This window comes from Rhodococcus sp. MEB064 (assembly GCF_000834565.1).
Lineage (GTDB): Bacteria > Actinomycetota > Actinomycetes > Mycobacteriales > Mycobacteriaceae > Rhodococcoides.
Genome location: NZ_JXQS01000015.1, coordinates 1 through 16,714, shown reverse-complemented (window position 1 = coordinate 16,714; position 16,714 = coordinate 1). Strand labels below are relative to the sequence as shown.

General features: G+C 68.2%; 11 protein-coding genes. 9 read left to right on the top strand and 2 right to left on the bottom strand.

Going from position 1 to position 16,714, the window contains the following annotated elements:
• Positions 1–36 precede the first annotated feature (36 nt).
• The gene (locus RU01_RS07875) at positions 37–738 is read right to left on the bottom strand and encodes a GntR family transcriptional regulator (protein WP_042573993.1); all 702 of its coding nucleotides are present in this window, start codon (positions 736–738) and stop codon (positions 37–39) included.
• A 419-nt stretch (positions 739–1,157) separates the two neighbouring features.
• On the opposite strand from RU01_RS07875, the gene mftF reads away from it, so the two are divergent.
• From mftF to RU01_RS07855, 4 genes are all read left to right on the top strand, one after another.
• Complete coding sequence (mftF, locus tag RU01_RS07870; protein WP_042573992.1) at positions 1,158–2,558, top strand: mycofactocin biosynthesis glycosyltransferase MftF; 1,401 nt, start codon at positions 1,158–1,160, stop codon at positions 2,556–2,558.
• Positions 2,559–2,668: 110 nt separating this feature from the next.
• On the top strand, positions 2,669–3,943 hold the full coding sequence (locus RU01_RS07865) for a helix-turn-helix domain-containing protein (protein ID WP_042573991.1): 1,275 nt from the start codon (positions 2,669–2,671) through the stop codon (positions 3,941–3,943).
• A gap of 91 nt (positions 3,944–4,034) precedes the next feature.
• Positions 4,035–5,558 carry an aldehyde dehydrogenase gene (gene adh / locus RU01_RS07860; protein ID WP_042573990.1) on the top strand — a complete coding sequence of 508 codons (1,524 nt, stop codon included), beginning with the start codon at positions 4,035–4,037 and terminating at the stop codon, positions 5,556–5,558.
• A 32-nt stretch (positions 5,559–5,590) separates the two neighbouring features.
• The gene (locus RU01_RS07855; RefSeq protein WP_042573989.1) at positions 5,591–6,085 is read left to right on the top strand and encodes a DUF779 domain-containing protein; all 495 of its coding nucleotides are present in this window, start codon (positions 5,591–5,593) and stop codon (positions 6,083–6,085) included.
• Between the two features lie 21 nt (positions 6,086–6,106).
• On the opposite strand, the gene RU01_RS07850 is transcribed toward RU01_RS07855, so the two are convergent.
• Complete coding sequence (locus tag RU01_RS07850; RefSeq protein ID WP_042573988.1) at positions 6,107–6,970, bottom strand: type IV toxin-antitoxin system AbiEi family antitoxin domain-containing protein; 864 nt, start codon at positions 6,968–6,970, stop codon at positions 6,107–6,109.
• A gap of 166 nt (positions 6,971–7,136) precedes the next feature.
• On the opposite strand from RU01_RS07850, the gene eat reads away from it, so the two are divergent.
• The 5 genes from eat to RU01_RS07820 all read left to right on the top strand — a co-directional run.
• Complete coding sequence (gene eat / locus RU01_RS07845; RefSeq protein ID WP_027504632.1) at positions 7,137–8,567, top strand: ethanolamine permease; 1,431 nt, start codon at positions 7,137–7,139, stop codon at positions 8,565–8,567.
• Positions 8,564–9,976: an ethanolamine ammonia-lyase subunit EutB gene (locus tag RU01_RS07840; RefSeq protein WP_042573987.1), complete on the top strand. Its 1,413-nt coding sequence runs from the start codon at positions 8,564–8,566 to the stop codon at positions 9,974–9,976. Before eat ends, RU01_RS07840 begins: the two co-directional genes overlap by 4 nt.
• On the top strand, positions 9,973–10,698 hold the full coding sequence (eutC, locus tag RU01_RS07835; protein ID WP_042573986.1) for an ethanolamine ammonia-lyase subunit EutC: 726 nt from the start codon (positions 9,973–9,975) through the stop codon (positions 10,696–10,698). Before RU01_RS07840 ends, eutC begins: the two co-directional genes overlap by 4 nt.
• Positions 10,699–10,712: 14 nt before the next feature.
• On the top strand, positions 10,713–12,203 hold the full coding sequence (locus tag RU01_RS07830) for an amidohydrolase (RefSeq protein ID WP_042573985.1): 1,491 nt from the start codon (positions 10,713–10,715) through the stop codon (positions 12,201–12,203).
• Positions 12,204–12,749: 546 nt separating this feature from the next.
• A partial coding sequence (locus RU01_RS07820; RefSeq protein ID WP_042573983.1) for a non-ribosomal peptide synthetase occupies positions 12,750–16,714 on the top strand: 3,965 nt, incomplete at its 3' end.

Sequence of the window (16,714 nt, the reverse complement as noted above, 5' to 3'; positions counted from 1 at the left end):
ATTCGTGACGCCGGCGATATATCTTCGCGACTGCCGTCAGGGGTCGGGACGCAACCCGGCCTCGTCTCCGATCCGGGAGATCACCACGTTCAGGCGGTCGTGGTGACGCGACGCGGCGGCGAGCAGTGCCGGGGTGTCCCGCGCGACGAACGCGTCCAGCATGTCCTGGTGATCGGCGTGCAGAGCAGCCCTGTCGGCACCGGCCACGTGCACCATCGGCTGCAGCGGTTCGGTGATGTTCCATGCCGCACCGAGCATGTGGAGGAGTCGACCCATTCCCGACGGGCGCGCGAGAGCCATGTGGAACTCGCGGCTCAGCCGGTGGTACTTCGACGGATCGTCGATGGAACCGCGAAGTTCCGCGTCGACGGCGACGGCCAGCGCATGGTCCTGCTCGGTCGCCGTCTGCGCCGAGGCCGCCAGTGCGGCAGTCTCCAACACCTCGCGGACGATGTACATCTCGCGGAGCTCGGCCGACGTCAACTGCGCCACCGTGTATCCCGCGTTCGGGCGGTGGTCGACCAGTCCTTCGCCGATGAGCGTCTTCAGCGATTCACGCACCGGGATCCGGCTGACCCCGAAGAGCTCGGCCACCTCGCCGAGCGGGATGGGCGTCCCTGGCGGAGCGTCACCGGACAGCACGACGCGGCGGAGCTCGTCGAGAATGACGCTCTGGGACCCGCCGGGAGCATCGATCGTCAGCTGCGCGAGCAGGACTGATCGGCGGCGGGCGGGCACGCGTCGGACTCTAGGCCCAGTCCGTCGGCGCCGCAGGACGGACCGCTCACCTCTGGTGAGTGCTCACGGTTGCGTCCGGTCGTCGTGGCGGACTTCTTCCGGGTGTCGGCGGGGTCCTCCGCGGCGGCCGATCCGAGGGCGAGTCGTCACCGGGAATGCCGGCGGCGAAGGTCGTCACGGCCGCCGACCCCGGGGCTTGTTCGGCGCGAACCTCATGTCTCGCTTGAGAGTCGAGACATGCGGCGATACTCCTGCGCGTCCACGGACGTGTCGTCGATACCGTTCCTGCGTCGGTGTCGGTCATTCGGGGGACAGCCCGATCCCGGGCCGGCGCCACGTGATCTGCGTCGACGATCGGGTTCACCGCCGATAGTGGCCGACTTATGACAAATACCGATGGCGCCCCTTACGATGACCCGATGCGCGACGGTCGTCTACCCGATGGATTCGGAGTGCGTATCGACCCACGGGTACGGACCCTCTCGGGCGGTCGGGTCCTCATCGGCGGCTCGCCGACCCGGATGATCACACTCGCTCCCGCGGCGGCCGCGATGATCGGCGACGGGTTCCTCCGCGTCTCCGATCCCGACTCCGCCACGGTGGCTCGGCGCCTCCTCGATTCCGGTGTCGCGAACCCCCGGCCGATGAGCACGCCGTCGGCCGCCGATGTCACGGTGGTCGTGCCGGTCCGCAACAACCACGAGGGTCTGCTCCGACTCGTCCGGGCTCTGCGCGGTCTGCGCGTGGTCGTCGTCGACGACGGGTCCTCGGTGCCGGTTCGACTGCCCGAGACTGCGGGCACCGATCTGTGCGCGGCGGTGACGATCATCCGACACGAGATGTCGCGTGGGCCGTCCGCTGCGCGCAACACGGGCCTGGCCGCCGCCACGACCGACTTCGTCGCATTCCTCGACTCGGATGTGGTTCCACGCAAGGGATGGCTCGAGGTCGTGCTCAGTCATTTCTCCGATCCGTCGGTCGGCTTGGTCGCGCCCCGCATCGTCGCGCTCGAACCGGAAGGCAGTGCTCTCGCGCGCTACGAACGATCCCGGTCGTCGCTGGATCTCGGGCGCCGCGAGGCACCGGTGTCGGCGGGTGGCCCCGTGTCCTACGTTCCCAGCGCGGCCGTCGTCGTGCGTCGGCGCGCCATCCTCGACTCGCACGGTTTCGACGAGGCGATGCACGTCGCCGAGGACGTCGACCTGTGCTGGCGCCTCCAGGACGCGGGATGGCGGCTGCGGTACGAACCGGTCGCGCGCGTCGCCCACGATCACCGTGTCACCCTCCGAGAGTGGTTCGGCCGCAAGCTCTTCTACGGAACCGGTGCTACCGCGCTGGCAGCTCGACACCGCGGCAAGGTTCCCCCCGTCGCGATGTCGCGCACCACTCTGCTGGCCCTGCTGCTGACCGCGTCGGGAACCCGCACGGGACTGCTCGGCGCGGTCGCCACTCTCGCCGTCACGATCGTGCGGCTGCGTCGACTGTTCGTCGGTCTCGATCACCCGACCCGTCTGGCAGCAGTCTTCGCCGCTCGTGGGTTCGTCGGTGGGGCGTGGCAGTTGGCGTCCGCCGCGGTGCGTCACTACTGGCCTGTCACGGTGCTCGCCGTGCTGTGCTCGCGGCGGATCCGGCGGCTCGCGATGGCCGTCGCGATGGCCGAGGGCGTCCGCGACTGGGCCGAGCATCGCGAGCCCGGCGGGCTGGGGCCACTGCGGTACTCCGCGTACAAGAGGATCGACGACGTCGCGTACGGCACAGGACTGTGGATGGGCGCGGTGTCGAACCGGGACGCCCGCGCGCTGGTTCCCCGGCTCGGGTGATCGAGGCCCCACCGAGCGGAGTGTGAGCTGAGTTACAGTGGACCTCACATCCTCCAGGAAGAGAAGTCGGGTGAACAGGTGAGTGCTGGTCGGCGCGAACGGGGACGGGCATGACGCTCAGTCCCTGGGTCGCCATGCGGAACGGCGACGATGCCGCGACACTCGCCCGGTCCGTCTCCCGCGCCCACGAAACGTTCGTCGGGCACCCGCTGCGTCGCCCCTCCGACTCCGACGACCCGGTCCGTTCCGTCGTCCTCGACTCGTGGCACCGCAGCCGTGACATGGGAGTCGACCCGGATCGCGGTGCCGACAACCTCCTCGACGACGTCACGCTGGCGCAGTACCGCGCCGACCACCCCATGTCGGTCATCCGGCCCGTCGTCCGGAAACTGCTCGTCGAGGATGCTGCGGACACCGGTCTGCTCGTGGCCATCACCGACGCGTCGGGACGCCTGCTGTGGGTGGAGGGCGACTCCGCCGCGAAGGATCGCGCGAACGTCATGAATTTCACCGAGGGCGCCGACTGGAGCGAGAGCCGGATGGGCACCAATGCTCCCGGCACCGCGCTGGCCATCGACCACTGTGTGCAGATCTTCGCCGCCGAGCACTTCTCGCGTCCCGCGCACGAGTGGAGCTGCAGTGCCGCTCCCGTGCACCACCCCGTCACGGGTCGCATCCTCGGCGCCATCGACATCACCGGCGGCCCCCGCGTCGCCGTTCCCGAGGTGCTCTCCCTCGTGCGTGCAACCGTCGCCGCGGCCGAGTCGGAGCTGCGCCTGCATCTGCTCGAGTCGCCGCGTAACGGCATCGACACGCGACTGCGCCTGGAGGTACTGGGCTCCGGGAGGCCGGCCCTGGTGCGCGGGGGAGAGCGGATCACGCTGTCCGGCCGTCACGCCGAGATGTTGCTGCTCCTGCATGCGCACCCGGAAGGTCTCAGCTCGGACCACCTCGCCGTACTCCTCGACGAGAACGACCTGGACTCGGTGACCGTCCGCGCCGAGATGTCCCGCCTCCGCAAGGTTTTCGGTGCCGACGGGCTCGCCTCTCGCCCGTACCGCCTGGTCGCCGAACTCGCGTCCGACGTCGAGGACGTCCGCGCAGCGCTCGATCGCGGCGACGTCGACTCCGCGCTGCGCTCGTACGTCGGCGTCGTGCTGCCGTCCTCCTACGCACCGGGAATCGAGGAGATCCGCGAGGAGTTGCGGGTGCGCGTGCAGGCGGCGCTGCTGCGGTCGGGCGACCCGGTACTGCTCGCGCGCTGGACTGCGTCGGTACACGGCCGCGAGGATGCCACGGCGTGGTCGGCCTATCTCCGCACTCTCGACCCGTCCTCCGTGCTGTTCTCGCAGGTGCAGGCCCGTCTCGCGCTGCTGGGTCGCTGACGCAACGTAGTTGCAACTGTCCGCGTTCTAGTGTTCCGCATCACAGCCCCCGATCACTCGGGGGCGTATCACCGATGAAGGAGCACGTTCGATGACTGTCTACGCTCGCCCGGGTACACCCGATGCCGCCATGTCATTCGAGAGCCGTTACGACAACTGGATCGGCAACGAGTGGGTCGCGCCGGTCAAGGGCCAGTACTTCGAGAACCCGACTCCCGTCACGGGCCAGAACTTCTGCGAGATCGCCCGGTCCACGGCCGAGGACATCGACCTCGCTCTGGACGCCGCGCACAAGGCAGCGCCGGCATGGGGCAAGACCTCGCCCGCCGAGCGCGCCGTCATCCTGAACAAGATCGCCGACCGCATCGCGGAGAACCTCGACTCCATCGCACTCGCCGAGGCCTGGGACAACGGCAAGCCGATCCGCGAGACGCTGAACGCCGACATCCCGCTCGCGATCGACCACTTCCGCTACTTCGCCGGATGCATTCGCGCGCAGGAAGGTTCGCTGTCCGAGATCGACAGTGACACCGTGGCGTACCACTTCCACGAGCCCCTCGGCGTCGTCGGCCAGATCATCCCCTGGAACTTCCCGATTCTCATGGCCGTGTGGAAGCTCGCGCCCGCACTCGCCGCCGGCAATGCCGTCGTCCTCAAGCCGGCCGAGCAGACTCCCGCGTCGATCATGTACCTGATCAGCGTCATCGGTGACCTGCTGCCTCCGGGCGTGCTCAACATCGTCAACGGGTTCGGCACCGAGGCCGGCAAGCCGCTGGCGTCGAGCCCCCGCATCAAGAAGATCGCGTTCACCGGTGAGACCACGACCGGGCGCCTGATCATGCAGTACGCCTCGCAGAACCTCATCCCGGTGACGCTCGAGCTCGGCGGCAAGAGCCCCAACATCTTCTTCTCCGACGTGCTGTCGCAGAACGACGACTACCAGGACAAGGCACTCGAGGGCTTCACGATGTTCGCCCTCAACCAGGGCGAGGTCTGCACCTGCCCGTCGCGTTCGCTGATCCAGGAGGACATCTACGACGACTTTCTCGCACTGGCCGCGATCCGCACGAAGGCTGTGCGCCAGGGTGATCCGCTGGACACCGAGACGATGATCGGTGCGCAGGCCTCGAACGACCAGCTCGAGAAGATCCTGTCGTACATCGAAATCGGCAAGGGTGAGGGCGCCAAGATCGTCACCGGCGGTGAGCGCGCAGAACTCGGCGGTGACCTCAACGGTGGCTACTACGTGCAGCCCACCATCTTCACCGGCAAGAACAACATGCGCATCTTCCAGGAGGAGATCTTCGGACCCGTCGTCTCGGTCACCTCCTTCACCGACTACGCCAACGCCATCGAGATCGCGAACGACACGCTCTACGGCCTCGGCGCCGGTGTCTGGTCCCGTGACGGCGGCGTCGCCTACCGGGCCGGCCGCGACATCCAGGCCGGTCGCGTGTGGACCAACACCTACCACCAGTACCCGGCCCACGCGGCTTTCGGTGGCTACAAGCAGTCCGGCATCGGCCGCGAGAACCACAAGATGATGCTCGACCACTACCAGCAGACCAAGAACCTGCTGGTGAGCTACGCCCCGAAGGCTCAGGGCTTCTTCTGATGCTCCCGAGGCTCAAAGCAACCGCCGGGGCGATGGAGCTTCTCCGTCGCCTCGGCGGTCTCCACGGCGCCCTGATGATGCATCAGAGCGGTGGATGCTGTGACGGGTCGTCGCCGATGTGTTATCCCGCAGGCGAATTCATCGTCGGTGACCGCGACGTCCTGCTCGGCATCCTCGATCTGCGGGCGGAGGTCGGCACCGTCGCCGACGACCTCCCGACCGGCAGCGACCTGGTTCCCGTGTGGATCTCGGGGTCGCAGTTCCAGGCGTGGAAGCACACCCAGATGGTGCTCGACGTGGTGCCGGGCCGTGGTAGCGGCTTCTCCCTCGAGACGCCGGAGGGGCTGCGGTTTCTCAGTCGTGGCCGCGCCTACACCCCCGAGGAGAACGCGGAACTCGAGGCGCAAGACCCCCTCACCGGTGCGCAGTGGGAGGAGGGTGCTCGTCCGCCCGTCCCCACCGAGTCGATCGTCGTCGCCGAGGCCGCGGACGCCTGCCCGGTGCCAGGGATGGCGATACAGGGTTGAGTCGGGTGCGCTGAGCCGCGATTACCGCGGTTCAGCGCACCGTCCGAGCGTCGCTCGGACTTCGGCGATCACCTCGTCGGGTCTCTGTGTGAGGTCGCGCCACGTGTATCGCAGCACCGTCCACTCCTGAACGACGACGTTCTGCCGAGTTCGGTCTCGGTGAAAGGCGGTGGGGTCCGAATGGAAGGCCCAGCCGTCGATCTCGATGCAGACGCGTTCGTCGAGAAACACGAAGTCCAGCACGTAGCCGCGCCACGGAAAGTTGACCAGGAACCCCGTGATGCGGCCGTTGCGCATCACGGCGACGAAGAGGCGCTCGGCCTCCGACCGAGTTCCTTCTTCCGCTGCTACGAGAAGCTTCTCGGCCGCGGGGGCGCCACGTCGCCGAGGGTTCCGATCGTGTGCGCGCCGGAGCACGGACGGCGACATCCGCCCACGCAGGGCGACGTCGACGATGCCCATCCCCATCTCCTCGGACGCTTCGAGAACCGTGAGACCCGAGGCTGTGACGCGGATTCCGCGGATCGCCACCACATCGGCGGGGTCGAGGTTCCGGCGCCGCACCCGAACACCCGACGGTGCCCTACTCCGTCCTCCGCGCGGGACCGTGACATCGACGATGCGTGGTGCAACCGAAACGAGTCCGTGCCAGTACGCGGCACTGACCGATGTCACCACGGCCCCGTCGCCGGCCCAGTACGCGGCGCACCGCACACGGGCGGCATCCGTCCACGGTCTGTCACAGGCGACGTAGACGCCTCGCGTGACGCGACGCCATCTGCCGGCTCGGACGCGTCGATCGATCGCGTCCTGGCTCACCCCGGCGTCGTGAGCTTGCTTCGCGGTGATGACACCGTCGTGGAGCGCGAGAAGTCGATCGATCACAGGCGTTGGACGGATGCGTCGGCACTCCTGGTTCCGCCGGGTGCGCGCAGCCGCGGTTCCCGCGGGTCAGCGCACCGTCCAGTGGAAAAACAATCGCAACGTCCCCGCAACACGGCAGTCCTAGCCTCACCTCACCACCCGCCCACACTCCGAAAGAGGCTCACCCATGGCCGTGAAGGAACCGCGCCCCGTAGCGTCCGATTCTCAGGCAGAATCGTCCGACTACCTGGCCAAGCGCACGCTCAAGACCGGCAGTGCGGGGTGGGTGCTGCTGGCGGGGCTGGGCGTCAGCTATGTCATCTCGGGTGACTACTCGGGGTGGAACTTCGGGCTCGAGCAGGGCGGGTTCGGTGGTCTGCTCATCGCGGGGATCCTCATCGCGGGCATGTACCTGGCGATGGTGCTGGGGATGGCGGAGATGTCGTCGGCGCTCCCGGCCGCGGGCGGCGGGTACACGTTCGCCCGGCGCGCGCTCGGACCGTGGGGTGGGTTCGCCACCGGCACAGCCATTCTCATCGAGTACGCGATCGCCCCCGCGGCCATCGCGACGTTCATCGGTGCGTACGTCGAGTCGCTCGGCCTGTTCGGGATCACCGACGGGTGGTGGGTGTACCTCGCCGTCTACGCCATCTTCATCGGCGTACACCTCGCCGGTGTGGGCGAGGCGCTGAAGGTCATGTTCGTCATCACCGGCATCGCCCTCGTAGGCCTCGTGATCTTCGCGGTCGCCGCGATCTTCCAGTTCGACGCCTCCAACCTCACCGACATCGCCCCGACGGACGCCGCGGGCGCGTCGAGCTTCCTGCCGATGGGCTACCTGGGGATCTGGGCCGCCGTACCGTTCGCCATCTGGTTCTTCCTCGCGATCGAGGGAGTGCCGCTCGCTGCCGAGGAAGCGAAGGATCCGGCGCGCAACGTCCCGCGCGGCATCATCGCGGCGATGGCAGTTCTGCTGGTCACCGCGACCGCGATGCTGATCCTCGTGACGGGCGCCGGCGGTGCCGACGCGATGCAGGCGTCGGGCAACCCGTTGGTGGAGGCGCTGGGGGACAGCGGCGCCGCGACGGTGGTCAACTACATCGGCCTCGCAGGTCTGATCGCCAGCTTCTTCTCCATCATGTACGCCTACTCCCGGCAGCTGTTCGCGCTGAGCCGCGCCGGCTACCTGCCGAAGTCGATGTCGGTGGTCAACAGCCGGAAGGCGCCGACGCTGGCGCTGATCGTGCCCGGCATCATCGGCTTCGCCCTGACGTTCACCGGCAAGGGCTCGATGTTGTTGAACATGGCCGTCTTCGGGGCAGCGCTGAGCTACGTTCTGATGATGGTGAGCCACATCGTGCTCCGTCGCCGCGAGCCCGACATGCCGCGTCCGTACCGCACCCCGGGCGGCACGGTCACGACCGGATTCGCGCTCGTCATCGCCGCCTTCGCCGTGATCGCGACGTTCCTCGTGGACAGTCAGGCGGCGCTGTGGTGCCTGGTCGTGTTCGCGCTCTTCATGGTCTACTTCGGCGTCTACAGCCGCCACCACCTGGTGGCCAATTCTCCGGACGAGGAGTTCGCGGCGCTCGCCGCCGCCGAGGACGAACTCGGGTGAGTACCTACCACCGGCAGATCTCGGGAACCACGTACACCTTTCACGGACTCGTCGAGGTGATGGCGAAGGCCACGCCGGCGCGATCGGGCGATCAGCTCGCGGGATGCGCGGCGGAGTCTGATGCCGAACGTGCCGCCGCCGCGTGGGTTCTGGCGGATCTCCCGCTCCAGACGTTCCTGGACGAGCAGGTGGTGCCGTACGAGAGCGACGAGGTCACCCGTCTCATCATCGACAGCCATGACGCGCAGGCGTTCGACGCGGTCTCGCACCTGACGGTGGGTGGCCTGCGCGACTGGTTGCTCACGGTCGCAGCGGAACCCGACAGCGCCCGGACACTGCGGGACGTCGCGCCGGGCCTCACCCCGGAGATGGTGGCCGCGACGAGCAAGATCATGCGCAACCAGGATCTGATCGCGGTGGCGAAGGCGGCGACGGTGATCTCCGCGTTCCGCACCACTATCGGCCTGCCCGGCACGATGGCAACGAGGCTGCAGCCCAACCATCCGACGGACGACCCGCACGGTATCGCTGCAGCCACCCTGGACGGTCTGCTCATGGGCTCGGGCGACGCCGTCATCGGTATCAACCCGGCCACCGACTCACCCGCTGCGACAGCCGATCTGCTGTACCTGCTCGACGAGATCCGGCAGCGTTTCGAGATTCCGGTGCAGTCGTGTGTGCTCTCCCACGTCACCACCACCGTGGACCTGATCGGCAAGGGTGTCCCGGTGGATCTCGTGTTCCAGTCCATCGCCGGAACCGAGGGTGCCAACTCCAGTTTCGGGGTCACGGTGCCGATGCTCCTGGAGGCGAACGAGGCGGGAAAGTCGTTGAACCGCGGCACCGTCGGAAACAACGTCATGTACCTGGAGACGGGCCAGGGATCGGCGCTGTCCGCCAACTCGCACTTCGGTGCCGGCGGCAAGCCCGTCGATCAACAGACCCTCGAGACCCGCGCGTACGGGTTGGCCAGGGCGCTCGATCCGCTGTTGGTCAACACGGTGGTGGGCTTCATCGGACCCGAGTACCTCTACGACGGCAAGCAGATCATCCGCGCCGGCCTCGAGGATCACTTCTGCGGCAAGATCCTGGGCCTCCCCATGGGTGTCGACGTCTGTTACACCAACCATGCCGAAGCGGACCAGGACGACATGGACACCCTGTTGACGCTGCTCGGCGCCGCGGGCGCCGCCTTCGTCATCGCCGTGCCCGGTGCCGACGACATCATGCTCGGCTACCAGAGCCTGTCCTTCCACGACGCCCTCTATGTTCGACAGGTGTTGGGCCTCAAGCCCGCTCCCGAGTTCGAGGCGTGGATGCACAGGCTGGGGATGACCGACGACGCGGGGCGGGTCCTGCCCATCGACGCATCCACCTCACCCCTTCGAGCATTGACGACGCCGGCATGAGCACACCGGACTTCTGGACCGACCTCCGTGTGACGACGCAGGCGCGCATCGGACTCGGCCGGGCGGGCGACGCGCTGCCGACGACGCGGGTGCTCGAGTTCCGTGCCGCCCACGCCGCGGCGCGGGACGCGGTCCACATGCCGCTCGACACCGACAGCTTCGCTCGGGAGATCGCCGCGGTCGGACTCGGTGATCCGGTGGTCGTGTCCAGCAAGGCGTCCACCCGCAGCGAGTACCTGCGTCGTCCCGATCTGGGGCGGCAACCCGAGGACCTGTCCGGTGTCGACACGGTCGACGCGGACATCGGAATCGTGTTGTGCGACGGTCTGTCCCCGCGGGCACTGATGGATCACGGCGCAGGATTGCTCGCTGCGCTGAAGGACTCGCTGGGCACGTTCACGATCGCACCTCCGGTGATCGCCACCCAGGCGCGGGTCGCGCTGGGCGACCATGTCGGAGCAGCACTGGGCGTGTCGACGCTCATCGTCGTCATCGGTGAACGGCCGGGACTCTCGGTCGCGGACAGCCTCGGCATCTACCTGACGCACGGTCCGAAGCCCGGGCGCAACGACTCCGAGCGCAACTGCATCTCGAACATCCACCCACCCGGCGGCATGCACTACGACCATGCCGCGAGGGTGACGGCGTCGCTGGTGGCGGGAGCACGCACGCTCGGACGGTCGGGTGTCGATCTGAAGGATTCGTCTCGCGAACTGACCTGACTAGAGTTCCGGGCGTGCTTGTTCAGCGTGTGCGGGTCGATCCCGCGCGGGACACCCTGTCGGACGTCCGTATGACCGGTGACACGGTCACCGAGATCTCTCGACCCGGCGAGCGACTGCCGTCGATCACGGGGGAGGAGGTGGTCGACGGTCGCGGTGGTGTGCTTCTGCCGGGCTTCGTCGACGGGCACGTGCACATGGCGCAGTGGGCTCTCGCGCGGCGCCGTCTCGACGTCGGCGCGGCCACCGGGGCGCGTCACCTCGTGGACCTGCTGGTGGCGTCGGGTGCCACGGGAGATGTTCGTGCGCAGGGGTTCCGGGGCGCGCTGTGGACGGACACGCCGCACAAGGACCTGCTGGAGTCGGCGCTCCCGGGTGTCCCTGTCGCGGTGACCAGCATGGACCTGCACACGGTGTGGTTGTCCCCCGCGATGATGTCCGAGCTCGGTGTCGACCACCCGACCGGAGTCTTCCGCGACCACGAGGCCATCGCGATGGGGAGTGCGATCGACGCTCGGGTCGGGAGCGACGTGCTCGACGGCTACATCTGCGACGGGACCGTGGATCTGGCGGCGCGGGGTGTGACCGAAGTGCTCGACTTCGAGTTCGACGACAACATCACGGCGTGGACGCGACGGTTCGCGGCCCGTGAGCCCGCGGTGCGGGTCAGTGCGTCGACATGGCCCACGTGGCTCGAGCAGACGCTCGCGGCGGGACATCGCACGGGTGACGTCGCACCGGACACCGGCGGTGGGCTGCGGATGGGGCCGCTCAAGATCATGGCGGACGGATCGCTGAACACCAGGACCGCCTGCTGTCACGACGCCTACCCCGACTCGGTCGACGAGGAGGAATCGCACGGTCTGCTGCTGGTCGATCACGAGGAGCTGGTTCGGTTGATGACCCGCGCCGCCGCCGGCCACATCGCGTCGGCGGTCCACGCGATCGGGGATCGCGCGAACACTGTCGTTCTCGATGCGTTCGAGACGGTGCGGGACTCCGCGGCGGCGGGGCTCCATCCCCCGGTCGGTGGACGCGTGGAGCACGCCCAGCAGGTGCGTCCGGAGGATCTCGACAGGTTCGCCGAACTCGGTGTCGTCGCGTCGGTCCAGCCGCAGCACGCGGTCACCGACCGCGACGTCGCCGACACGTTGTGGCGTGGCCGACGCTCACGGGCCTATCCCTACGGTTCGCTGCACTCGCACGGCGCGAGACTGCAGTTCGGGTCCGACGCGCCGGTGTCGCCGCCCGACCCGCGCTCGGCGATCGCCGACGCCGTCTTCCGCACCGACGACGGGCGGCCGTCCTGGACACCGGCGGAAGCAGTACCGATGGACGTCGCGCTGGCGGCGGCGTCGGGTGGCCGGTCGGGTGTGTCGATCGGTTCACCGGCCGACCTGGTGGTGCTCGCCGAGTCGCCGTACGTGGTGTCCAATGCGGACCTGCGCGCCGTCCCCGTCGTCCTCACCGTCAGCGGCGGGCGCGTCACGCACCGGGGACACTGACCTTCGCGCGACGGCGCGGTGTCCCTACCCGGCGGTAGTGTCGAAGCGTGGTCACGGTCCAGGAGAACTTCCCGTTCGCAGGAGCGCGAATGCTGCGCACGCGAGGTCGTGGAAACGCCGCAGAAGCGGGTAGACGGACCGTTCCGAGCGTTGTTTTCCAGCGGTTCACCCCCTCTGACATGCGGTCCGAGCTTCGGTGCCGCGACACGAATTCGGATGCACCCGTCTGCGTCAACTAGCATGGAAGGCTGCCTGACAAACGAAGGGATCACTATCAACCTCGCCGGATCATCGTCACTACTCACAGGTGTGGCGCATGGGTACTGCATGTCCCTGTCCCGCGACGACGCGCTCTTCGGCGCCGGCGTCACGAGTGGATACCGGAGTGCAGACGCGGGGTGCAGCGACAGAATCAACGGCAGCAGTACCGAGTGTTCGGGGCGAAACGGGGGAATCGCACCGAACGGACCGTCGACGACGGTCGGCTCGGACAGCTGGGACCACGCGATCGTTCGCGGTGTCACGAGAGAACACGGGGAGTAGAACGTGGACGACGATTCGCGCTCGGGCGGCGACGATGCACGCCCGGACAGTGCCGAGGGCACCGAACCCGGACAGGTCGAGTCGACGCTTCCGGAGGGGGCTTTCCCTCTCTCCGGTGCCCAACGAGGAATCTGGTTCGCGCAGCAGTTGGCGGGCGACGTCCCCATCGCGATCGCGCACTACGTCGAGCTGAACGGTGAGCTCGACCTCCAGCTGTTGAACGACGCGCTCGATCGCGCCGGTCGGGAGTTCGGATCGGGCTACCTCCGTCTGACCGAGGTCGACGGCGAGCCGTTCCAGTACGTCGACCTGAGCATCGACGACCACGTCTCCTACCTCGATCTGCGGTCGGAGGACGACCCCGAGGCCGCGGCCATGGCCTGGATGACGCGCGAGTACAGCGCGCCCGTGGACATGCTGGTGGATCGACTCGTCGTCTCGCACGTCCTGCAGCTGTCCGACAAGCGCTGGTTCTGGTACTCCCGCATCCACCACGTCGCTCTCGACGGGTTCGGCGCGATGACGATGATCCAGCGCACGGCCGCGCTCTACTCGGCCGCTGTCGACGGCGTGGAGGTCGAACCGTCGAAGGCGGTCGATCTGCACAACCTGTACGAGGACGATGCGAAGTACCGCTCCTCCGAGCGCTTCGAGAAGGACGGCGCCTACTGGGCGGAGAAGGTCCGCAGCCTGCCCGACCCGCCGTCGCTCTCGCCGATCACGGCGCCGCCCACCTCGCCCGCCCTGATCGCCGGCGGATACGTGTCGGAGGACCTCGCCGAGCGGCTGGACGCCCGCGTGACCGAGCTCGGCACCGCGTCGGCACCCTTCGTCGTGGCCGCGTTCGCCGCCTTCGTCGCCCGGATGACCGGCACCGAGGACGCCGTGCTGAGCCTGCCCGTCTCCGCGCGCACCACCGCCGTGATGCGGCGCTCCGGCGGCATGGTGTCCAACGTCGTCCCGCTGCGTATCGCGCTGCCTCCCAGTTGCACGGTCGCCGAGTCCGCGTCGCGTGCCCAGCTCGAGCTGACCGGGGCGTTGCGCCGTCAGCGGTATCGGCACGAGGACATCCGCCGCGACAGCGGTGAATCCGTCACCCAGCGTGGACTGTTCGGCCCGTCCATCAACATCATGTTGTTCCACGACGATCTGCGCCTCGGCGACATGCACGGGTCGTACAACGTTCTGACCACCGGTCCCGTCGAGGACCTCGCGCTCAACATCTACCCGGGTGCCGACGGCCGCGAACTGCGAATCGACTTCGAGGCCAACCCGTTGCGTTACACACAGGAGCGGCTGAACGCGCACCGCGCACGGTTCGTCACCTTCCTCGATGCGCTGATCGAGGCGTCCCCGGATGCGCCGATCGGATCGCTCGATCTGCTCACCGAGGACGAGCGTGAACGCATCGTCCCGGCGCTGGGAGCCGAGAGCTTCCCGCAGATCACCTTCGCCGAGATCATCGCGCGCGCAGTCGATTCCGCACCCGACCGTGTCGCCGTCACGTGCGGCTCGGAGTCGGTCACGTACGCCGAACTGGACGCTCGCTCGAACCGTTTCGCCAGGTTGCTCACCTCGCGCGGAGTGGGCCCGGAAAGTGTCGTCGCGGTGGCACTCGGCCGTTCGGTCGAGATGATCCACGCGACGTGGTCGATCGTCGCCTCCGGTGGCGCGTTCCTCCCGATCGATCCCGCGTATCCGCTCGACCGCATCGTGCACATGCTGGGCGACTCGGGAGCCCGCGTCGGTGTGACGACGCGTCGGCACGTGGACTCGCTCCCCGACACCGTCGAATGGCTGGTCATCGACGATCCGGAGCTGTGCGGAGATCTCGAGGTCTGCTCTCCGGCGCGGATCACCGATGCCGACCGCTCCACCCCGATCCGCCCCTTCACCGCTGCCTGGATGATCTACACGTCGGGCTCGACGGGACTGCCCAAGGGCGTGGTCGTCGGCCACGACGGACTCTCCAACATCATCGGCGAGATGACGGTGTCCTACGGGGTCTCGTCCGACTCGGTGATCCTCGGCGTGGCATCACCGAGCTTCGACGCGTCCATCTTCGAGCAGCTCATGGCGCTCTCCGCGGGCACCACGCTGGCACTGGCTCCGTCCGGCGTGTTCGGCGGCGAGGAACTCGCGGACTACATCCGTGAGAAGAACGTCACGCACGTGGTCATCACGCCCGCCGCGTTGGGGTCGTTGGACCCGGACGGTCTCGAGCAGATCGAGAGCATCATCAGCGCCGGCGAGGCGCTGCCGTCGGAGGTCGCCGCCCGCTGGACACCGCGCACCGCGCTCCGGAATGCATACGGCCCCACCGAGACCACGATGATCGGGTCGATCTCCGCCCCTCTCGAACCCGGTGCCCCCGTCACCATCGGATCACCCATCCGTGGCACCCGGCAGGTCGTGCTGGACAACAGGCTCCGTCCCGTCCCGATCGGCGTCGTGGGTGAGCTCTACCTCGCGGGCGTCGACCTGGCACGTGGGTACGCCAACCGCGTCGGGCTCACGTCGACACGGTTCGTGGCCGGCCCGTGGGCGGAGCCGGGCGGCCGCATGTACCGCACCGGTGACCTGGTGCGGTGGACCGACGACGGCGACATCGTCTACGTCGGACGCGCCGATTCGCAGGTCAAGATCCGTGGCTTCCGCATCGAGCTCGGTGAGATCGACGCAGTACTGGCGACCCATCCGAGCGTCCGGACGTCCGTCACCGTCGCGCACCGTCAGGCATCCGGTGCCACCGTCCTCGCCGCGTACGTGGTGTTGCGGCCCGGGGTCTCGCTGGATCACACCGAGCTGCTGCGCCATGCATCGCACCAACTTCCGTCCCACATGATCCCGTCGGCAGTCGTCGTGCTCGACCAGCTGCCGGTCACGGTCAACGGCAAGATCGACCACCGCCGTCTGCCGGAACCGGTCCTCGCCACTCGCGAGTTCCGGGCTCCGACAACCGTTGTCGAGGAGATCGTCGCCTCCGTCTTCACCCAGCTGATGGGTGTGGAGAAGGTCGGTCTGGACGACGACTTCTTCGCGCTCGGCGGCAATTCACTGATCGCGACGCGCGCGGTATCGCGGCTCGGCGCGGCGCTGGGCACCCAGGTCTCGGTCCGCACCCTGTTCGAGGCCCCCACCGTGGAGTCGCTCGCGTCCCGTCTGCAGCAGGGCGGGCACGGCGTGTCGCGGGCACCGCTGGTGCGTCGCGAACGCACCGGCCCCGTCCCGCTGTCGCCCGCGCAGCGCCGCATGTGGTTCCTCAACCAGTTCGATCCGTCGTCTGTGGCCTACAACATTCCGCTGGCGCTGCGACTCGAGGGTGACCTCGACATCGCCGCCCTGCAGGTCGCGATCATGGACGTCGTCGACCGTCACGAGGCGCTGCGCACGTCGTACCCCGACACGCAGGACGGCCCGGTGCAGGTGGTCCACGATCCGGAAGCCGTCGTTCCCGATCTGACTCCCGTGCCCGTCACCGCGGAGGACCTGCCCACGGCACTGTTGTCGTTCGCGATGACGACGTTCCAGGTGACCGAGCACGTTCCGTTGGTGGGCAGGCTCTTCCAGATCGACGAGACGCATCACGTGCTGGCCATCGTCGTGCATCACATCTCGTCCGACGGTGCCTCGCTCACGCCGCTGGCCCGCGACCTCATGGCCGCCTACAGCGCCCGCATCGCCTTCTACGCGCCCACCTGGACGCCACTTCCGGTGCAGTACACCGACTACACGCTGTGGCAGCGCGAGGTGCTCGGCTCCGAGGACGACCCCACGTCGTTGATCGCCCAGCAGGAGCGGTACTGGGTCGAGACGCTGCGCGATGCACCGGATCTGCTCCCGCTGCCGCTCGACAGGGCGCGCCCGACGCGGTCGTCGCTGAGCGGTGGACTGCACTCGTTCGACATCGACCCCGAGCTGCACCGCGCGATGATCGAGCTGGCCTCCCGGAACCGCACGACGCTCTT

Excerpts from the sequence above, each read along its gene's own strand:
- mftF (WP_042573992.1), top strand. The coding sequence starts at position 1,158 with ATGCGCGACGGTCGTCTACCCGATGGATTCGGAGTGCGTATCGACCCA.
- RU01_RS07865 (WP_042573991.1), top strand. The coding sequence starts at position 2,669 with ATGACGCTCAGTCCCTGGGTCGCCATGCGGAACGGCGACGATGCCGCG.
- adh (WP_042573990.1), top strand. The coding sequence starts at position 4,035 with ATGACTGTCTACGCTCGCCCGGGTACACCCGATGCCGCCATGTCATTC.
- RU01_RS07855 (WP_042573989.1), top strand. The coding sequence starts at position 5,591 with ATGGAGCTTCTCCGTCGCCTCGGCGGTCTCCACGGCGCCCTGATGATG.
- eat (WP_027504632.1), top strand. The coding sequence starts at position 7,137 with ATGGCCGTGAAGGAACCGCGCCCCGTAGCGTCCGATTCTCAGGCAGAA.
- eutC (WP_042573986.1), top strand. The coding sequence starts at position 9,973 with ATGAGCACACCGGACTTCTGGACCGACCTCCGTGTGACGACGCAGGCG.